This window comes from Mucilaginibacter sp. P4_G9 (assembly GCF_056400985.1).
Genome location: NZ_JBFUKF010000263.1, coordinates 1 through 7,021, shown reverse-complemented (window position 1 = coordinate 7,021; position 7,021 = coordinate 1). Strand labels below are relative to the sequence as shown.

Below are 7,021 nucleotides of genomic sequence, written 5' to 3'. Positions count from 1 at the left end.
GGGTTATAACTTTAATTCATCTAAAGAAGTAAATGCTGATCCTGCTTCACCTGATTACCTGAGCAATACGGTTTGCGAGTCGGCAGTGCATCTTGCACAAAATAGTAACGCTGTAGGTATTGTATCTATGACAACTTCTGGGTACACCGCATTCCAGATCTCGAGTCACAGGCCTAAAGCAAGTACTTACATATTTACTGCAAACAAGCAATTGCTAAACGCGCTTAGCCTGGTGTGGGGTGTTCGGTCTTTCTATTATGATAAGCTGGAAAGTACTGATAATACTATAAGCGATGTAAACAATATTCTTAAAGCGGCAGAACTGATTAAAATAGGCGATGTGGTAATAAACACTGCTGCAGTGCCTATTATTAAACAAGGTAAAACCAATATGCTTAAAGTGAGCGTTATTGAATAATTAATAAGTTTTTAGCTTAATATAAAAAGCGGGTCATGCTAAGGCATGATCCGCTTTTTTTTGATCTTTTCAAAAGCAACAGTTAGCCCGGCACCTGGTTACCTGCCAAACTCCTGCACCCAAATAGTATTATATCTTGCTGCTCCAAAATCTACGTATATGCTATCCATCATGGCTTTGCAATGATCCTCGCTTTTTTTCCAGGCATCCATTACCTGTTGTACGTTGTAGTAGCCGGTACCAATATTCTCGCCTGTATACGTACCCGTGTAGCCTGCCTCAATAGCCCTTTGTATGGGCGATGATCCGCCGGGGGATATGTGGTTAAAATAATTATTAACAAACATATCCTTTGCGTGTGCAGCAGCGGCGGCTTCCAGATTATTGTTCCATTTAACCGGAGGGACGGGCGACATATAAACAGTGCCACAAGTGCAGCCTGTGTTTCGTAGCTCATTAACAGCTGCCAGCATTTCGGCAGGTATATCATCAACAGCTATGTTGTCCTTTTTGCAGCTACCCAAAGCAAGGCAAAGCAAAATGTAAAATGCGATGGTTTTTTTTGCGGGCATAGTTCTATCAGCAATTAAAAATCAAAATTGTAAGATGTTTTGCCCTTGTTTAAAAGAACATATTTACTTGGAGAAATTTTGAAGTAATTGCTAAAGGAGGATGAAAAGTAAGCGCATGAACTAAAGCCTACCTGGTAAGCAATTTCAGAAATATTGTGATCTGTGCTGATAAGCATACCGGCGGCTTTYCTGAGGCGTGTAACGCGAATAAATTCCTTAACGGACAGGCCGGTTATTGCTTTTATTTTACGGTAAGTTTGAGCCCGGCTCATGCCTATAGCTCTTGCAAAATCGTCGGCTTCAAAGGCTGGATTGTTAATGTTTTGTTCAATAACCTCATATGTTGTTTTTAAAAGCACTTCATCATTATCTTTTAGTCCGGGTTTGTTTTGCAGCGCGTAATGCTCATTTGTAAATTTATTTAATAATATCTTTCTTGTTTTTATCAGGTTACTAACCCGGGCTTTTAAAATGTTAAAACTAAAAGGCTTTACCATATAATCATCTGCCCCGTTCTCCAGTCCGTTAATTAAACCTTCATCATGATCACCGAACCCGGTTATTAATACAATAGGTATATGAGATGTACGTAGGTCTTCCTTTAATAGCTTGCACAGATTAACGCCGTTAATCCCGGGCAACTGTATATCACTTATTATTACATCGGGTATGTTCCTGATGGTTTTTTCGAATCCGATTACGCCATTTTGTGAATCAATAGTGCGATAGTCATTCTTAAATTCATCTTTTATTACCATTCGCATATCATAGTTATCTTCAATAATATGCACCAGGGGCTTTACCTCGTTGCAAGGTGTATTCCCACAAGGATCGTAACGCAATTGTGTCCGCGTGTTAATTTGATGAAACATACATAGGTTTTACAAAGCAGAACGCTTTTATATTTTATAAAGCTAATAATAATTTTTTATAGGTATTACAGCTGCTTTCGTGAAATTTATTATTTAAAAGCCCGTGGGCTTGCTAAGGTATGCGGAACTTTAGGAATAAAATAAAGTTTTACCTGCTTGGCATAGTTGCATTAATGAGGGTAAAATAAAAAGGCAAAAAAAAAACAGCGATGGAATTTACTCATCGCTGTTTTTAATATAATTAAGTTAGGTCTTTATTCGTTTTCAATAGCCGAAAACACTTCAAGCAGAATATTCCATTTTTTTGATTGATCAATTTCCCATATGCGCACATAGTTGTAGTTACTCACTACATTGCCTTTTGTAATGCGTGCATGGCCATAGCTGTAGGCCAGGTCGTTGCTTGTAGAACGACCCGCGTCAATAGTTTCGGCAGATATGCTAATGGCCTGGTTATTTATAAATTTCATAATCACATCTGGTCCGGTCATTGGTTCAAACCCAGGGAAATAGTAGCGGCCTTCCGGACTCAAAAACTCTTTATAACTGGCCAATGCCGATAGCGTTAGCGAGTGATTGAATATTTTATCGGTATTTACAATAACACTTTTTGCTGTGAAGGGATCTTTGCTCGGCTCAGATTTTGAGGAGGCATCAGGGTCTTTAAAATCAGTAATAGCCTTTTCTTCCGGCTCGGGGTGTTGTATCCCAAGGTCAATTAATAGTTTTAGTTTATTATTATCATCAACATCGGCACGCCAGATGGAAACATAATCACCATAAACCTTATCATCCTCAGTTTTGCCATTTTGGTAAATATATGGCCCGGCGGTAAACGCAAGATCGCCGTTGGCAGATATGCGGGCAAATTTTGGAAGCCAACTCAGTTTGCCGGGCTGCTTGTCAATGCTATTATAAAAATCGACGATTTTCACAGCATCCGGTTTAAATACAATACCGTCGGAAGCAGCAACTGCCAAAAAACCATCCTTTATTCCTTTACGCTCAACTAATTTATTAAAGTCTTCTTCGGCAGTAACAACCTTACTTACTTTAACCGGTGACGACTGCGCTAAAGCAAAAAAGCTATAGCTCATAAATGTGGCGGCTAATAATATTTTCTTCATGTTTTAATAAGATTTTGGTAGGGCAATTTAGTAATAAATTTTAAGTCGGTAATGCAATGTAAATTGCCGCAAAATATGAATAGTTTTATGCTATTACCTGTTTTTGTGTTTAATATGAAACGAAAACGATTATATTTAATTGTGGCCGGATGAGTTTAATAAAATAAAATTCGTGTTCATCATGTTGATTTGTTGTGTAGTTTTACAGGTGCTTAGCCACATAAAGCAGCCCGTTGTTGCCCGCTGAAGTATACAAGTCAATAATATGCATAATGTTTTGTTTAAAAAACGCGTTATGCCAATTGCGTATAAAATTACCTTATTATGAAGATATCCCTTTTTAGTTTTTGTGTAGCTGGCTTGTTGGTGAATTGTTTTTTTGCAAATGCACAAACGCAGATGTTAAACGATAACCAGGGCAAGCCCGTTATGGAGCAGCTTTATATTGATGTTGAAGGTAGTCCATACCTCGCCGCAAACTGGTTTCCGGGTACCGTTAGCCTGGTTAGCGGCAAAACTATGCTGGCAAAACTCAAATATGACCTGATAAAGGATGAACTTTTATTTCAAAGCCCCAGGGATTCATTGGCCCTGGCCTTTGTTGAGCCTGTTAAAAGTTTCCGGTTTGATACGTTTGGAATACCGGAAAGCAATCTTTTGCCTTTAGTATTCAGTAATGGCTACCCGGCTGTTGATGAGCAAACACCAACGTCGTTTTACCAGGTAATTGCTGATGGTAAGGTCAAAATGTTAAAACGCTATAAAARGGTGATTCACTCAGATCAGGTTTTTAACTCAGCAACAGTAACAAAAACTTTTGCGTTAAAGGATGCTGTTTATTACTTGTTAAAGGATAATAAACTTACTAAGTTTAAGCCAGTGCAAAAAAACGTAATGACTGCCTTAAGTGATAAAGGGGAGAATGTTCGGGCGTTTATTATAAGTAATAAAATTGATTTTAAAAGTGATAGAGACCTGGCTAAGCTGTTTAATTATTACAACTCTTTGTAGGTAGCGTTAGGGGTTACGAAAATATCCCTTTTGTTCCGTGCTTCATTATGTTGCAAACAGCAATCAAAAGTAGAGGCGAAGACAAATATTTATCCTCGTCTCTTAATCCCTTGGTTCTATATATCAGCTTTTGCTCCAGAGCGTGCCATCTTTACTATCCTTTAGCTGAAATCCAACTTTTGATAAACCCTCGCGGATCTTGTCGCTTGTGGCATAGTCTTTATTGGCTTTAGCTTCATTCCTGAGTTCAACTATCAGGTTTAATACCTTTGGCAGATCATCGTTATCGGCCTGCTCATCCTTTAAGCCCAATACATCCAATACAAAGGTGTGCATAAGGTTTTTAAGCAGCTCCAGGTTTGCTTCATTTATCTTCATTTTACCATCATTTACCGAATTGATGATCCGCGATGCCTCAAATAGTTCGGCAATTAATACCGGGCTATTAAAATCATCATTCATGGCCGCGTAGCAGCGTTGCAATAGCGGTTCAATTTCAATTTCGGTATTGGCAGATACCTTTAAGACATTAAGAAGGGCATAGGCATTCATCAAGCGCCTGAAACCTTTTTCAGATGCCTCCATAGCCTCATTTCCAAAATCAAGTGTGCTCCGATAATGGGCCTGCAGCATAAAAAACCTAACGGTCATAGGGCTGTAGCCTTTATTCAGGATAGAGTTTTCGCCGCTAAAAAGCTCATGCGGTAAAAAGCTATTGCCTAATGATTTTGACATTTTTTGGCCGTTAACGGTAAGCATATTGGTATGCACCCAGTAATTAGCCGGGTTTTTACCACAGCAGGCAACGTGCTGAGCTATTTCGTTGGTATGGTGGGTAGGTACCAGGTCAAGGCCGCCGCCATGGATATCAAACTGATCTCCTAAATATTTCTGGCTCATGGCCGAGCATTCTAAATGCCAGCCGGGGAAACCTACACCCCATGGCGAAGGCCACTTCATCAGGTGCTCGGGTTTGGCTTTTATCCACAGGGCAAAATCAAGCTTGCCATGTTTTTCCTGTTGACCGCCCAGTGTACGGGTGTTGTTCATCAGGTCTTCTAAATTGCGGCCGCTTAATACACCATAATCCTTGGTTTTGTTATACTTTTCAACGTCGAAATAAACTGAGCCATCCACCTCGTAGGCATACCCTTTTTCAAGTATCACCTTTACCATCTCAATCTGCTCAACAATATGGCCGGTAGCTGTTGGCTCAATACTTGGTGGTAGCGTATTGAGTATCTGCATTACTTCATGAAAACCCACTGTGTACTTTTGTACAATTTCCATAGGCTCCAGTTGGGCAAGCTTTGCCTTTTTTGATATTTTATCTTCTCCTTCGTCTCCGGCATCCCCCTCCAGGTGGCCAGCATCGGTTACGTTACGCACATAACGCACCTTGTACCCCAGGTGATTGAGGTAACGGAACATCAGATCGAAAGATATATAGGTACGGCAGTTACCCAAATGTACATCGCTGTATACAGTGGGACCACACACGTACATACCCACATGTGGGGCATTAAGTGCTTTAAATTCTTCTTTTTTGCGGGATAAAGTATTGTAAACAAACAAATTTTGTTTCATGAGGGCAAACTTACGATTTTTTCAATTTTAAGCTAATGTCGGCCATCTGAATATTAAAGCTTACAAGTATATGATAGTTGCCGAAAAAGAGAATTACCGGAGCAGCAAATGCGTAAAAGTATACTGAGGCCGATAACCGCTGCACTGTTTGGGCTAATCGCAAACATAAACCCGGTCGATGCTTTTTTACATACTTTTACTAATTCAATATTAAATCACTACGAAGCGGAAAATGGTCTGATAGTTTTTTTTCTATAATCTGGTACGATGCCACATCAAATTGCGGGCTCACCATAATATAATCTATCTGGTAGTTAGGAAAATCGCCATTATAAGTGCGCCCAAAACCCGATCCCTTTTCGCGGAATGCATTTTTGAGCCCTTTTGCCATTTGGTTTACAGCGAAGGATGTGGGCGTATCATTAAAATCGCCGGATATAATGTAGGGGTAAGGGCACAGTGCGGCATGGGCTTTAACTTTAAACACCTGCTCGCTACGTTTTATAAATGCTATTTTTAATTTACCACCCAACCTTCTGGTTGATTGCATGTCCGTTTTTCCTTGTTTTGATACACTATCCAGGTATTTATAATCCGAGGGGTTAAATTTTATGGATTGCAAATGAACACTATAAACTCTGAAAATCTTTTCGCCTTTTTTTACATCGATATATAAACATTGGTTTGCCGAAATTTTTTCATCAGACAAGTGAATCATTCCCTTAGCTATTATAGGGAATTTTGAAAAAATGGCCATGCCAATGCTTTCCTGGTTACTAATAGTGAAAGGCTCAAAATAAAAGTTGTTAACCCCTAAAATTTTAACAATAGAATCCCGCATATCATACTGGCCCTTGTTGCGGGTAAAAAACTCCTGGAAGCCGATAACATCAGGCTGCTGACTGGTAATGAGGGCTAATATTTCATGCTTGGTAGAGGCATCGTTTTTTGCCCCATATCGTTTAAAATTATGAACATTATAGGTCATGATACGCACAGCATTAGAACCGGGCACAGGCGTATAGGATGAGGCGGCACGGAAGCCGATATTGTTGTTTAGCGTACCCCAGCCAATTAGTATAGTTACCAGCGAAAATGCGAACTGCAAACGCCTGCGCAGCAGCCAGTAAACCATAAGGATAACATTAAGTAACAGCAGCGGTGGATAGGCCAACCCAAAAAAAGCAATCATCCAGATTTTTTGAGGGTTGACGTATGGCGCAAAATAGCTGATAACTAAAGCAAAACAAAGAAGCAGGTTTATCCATAAAATAACTTTATCAATAAAACTTAACCTGCTTTTTTTATTTTTCATTCTTGCTTGCGCGAGCTAAAGTTTCTTTCTCCTGCCTGCTCAGGCTATCAACGCCCGATTGTGAAATTTTATCTAATATACGGTCAATTTCGTCCTGACGGGGATACTCTATGCTGTTT

At 39.6% G+C, this 7,021-nt stretch carries 8 protein-coding genes; 2 read left to right on the top strand and 6 right to left on the bottom strand.

Features of this window, described 5'->3' with window-relative positions; genetic code table 11:
- The coding region (locus tag AC1DPZ_RS18935; protein ID WP_477406279.1) for a pyruvate kinase alpha/beta domain-containing protein at window positions 1-418 on the top strand (418 nt) is incomplete at its 5' end.
- Between the two features lie 98 nt (window positions 419-516).
- Here the strand turns inward: AC1DPZ_RS18935 and AC1DPZ_RS18930 are convergent.
- The 3 genes from AC1DPZ_RS18930 to AC1DPZ_RS18920 all read right to left on the bottom strand — a co-directional run bounded on the left by AC1DPZ_RS18930 (window position 517) and on the right by AC1DPZ_RS18920 (window position 2,989).
- Window positions 517-990: a CAP domain-containing protein gene (locus AC1DPZ_RS18930; protein ID WP_477406277.1), complete on the bottom strand. Its 474-nt coding sequence runs from the start codon at window positions 988-990 to the stop codon at window positions 517-519.
- A 14-nt stretch (window positions 991-1,004) separates the two neighbouring features.
- On the bottom strand, window positions 1,005-1,862 hold the full coding sequence (locus tag AC1DPZ_RS18925; RefSeq protein WP_477406275.1) for a response regulator transcription factor: 858 nt from the start codon (window positions 1,860-1,862) through the stop codon (window positions 1,005-1,007).
- A gap of 254 nt (window positions 1,863-2,116) precedes the next feature.
- Window positions 2,117-2,989, bottom strand: a complete 873-nt coding sequence (locus AC1DPZ_RS18920; protein ID WP_477406273.1) for a hypothetical protein — start codon at window positions 2,987-2,989, stop codon at window positions 2,117-2,119.
- 324 nt (window positions 2,990-3,313) lie between these two features.
- Between AC1DPZ_RS18920 and AC1DPZ_RS18915 the strand changes: the two genes are divergently transcribed.
- Window positions 3,314-4,000: a hypothetical protein gene (locus AC1DPZ_RS18915; protein WP_477406271.1), complete on the top strand. Its 687-nt coding sequence runs from the start codon at window positions 3,314-3,316 to the stop codon at window positions 3,998-4,000.
- A gap of 123 nt (window positions 4,001-4,123) precedes the next feature.
- Here the strand turns inward: AC1DPZ_RS18915 and cysS are convergent, their stop codons facing one another.
- From cysS to AC1DPZ_RS18900, 3 genes are all read right to left on the bottom strand, one after another.
- A complete protein-coding gene (gene cysS / locus AC1DPZ_RS18910) occupies window positions 4,124-5,587 on the bottom strand; it encodes a cysteine--tRNA ligase (RefSeq protein WP_477406269.1) in 1,464 nt (487 codons plus the stop codon).
- Between the two features lie 199 nt (window positions 5,588-5,786).
- Complete coding sequence (locus AC1DPZ_RS18905) at window positions 5,787-6,902, bottom strand: endonuclease/exonuclease/phosphatase family protein (protein WP_477406267.1); 1,116 nt, start codon at window positions 6,900-6,902, stop codon at window positions 5,787-5,789.
- Complete coding sequence (locus AC1DPZ_RS18900; RefSeq protein ID WP_477406281.1) at window positions 6,892-6,969, bottom strand: hypothetical protein; 78 nt, start codon at window positions 6,967-6,969, stop codon at window positions 6,892-6,894. Before AC1DPZ_RS18900 ends, AC1DPZ_RS18905 begins: the two co-directional genes overlap by 11 nt.
- Window positions 6,970-7,021: the final 52 nt, after the last annotated feature.

Excerpts from the sequence above, each read along its gene's own strand:
- AC1DPZ_RS18920 (WP_477406273.1), bottom strand. The coding sequence starts at position 2,989 with ATGAAGAAAATATTATTAGCCGCCACATTTATGAGCTATAGCTTTTTT.
- cysS (WP_477406269.1), bottom strand. The coding sequence starts at position 5,587 with ATGAAACAAAATTTGTTTGTTTACAATACTTTATCCCGCAAAAAAGAA.
- AC1DPZ_RS18930 (WP_477406277.1), bottom strand. The coding sequence starts at position 990 with ATGCCCGCAAAAAAAACCATCGCATTTTACATTTTGCTTTGCCTTGCT.
- AC1DPZ_RS18905 (WP_477406267.1), bottom strand. The coding sequence starts at position 6,902 with ATGAAAAATAAAAAAAGCAGGTTAAGTTTTATTGATAAAGTTATTTTA.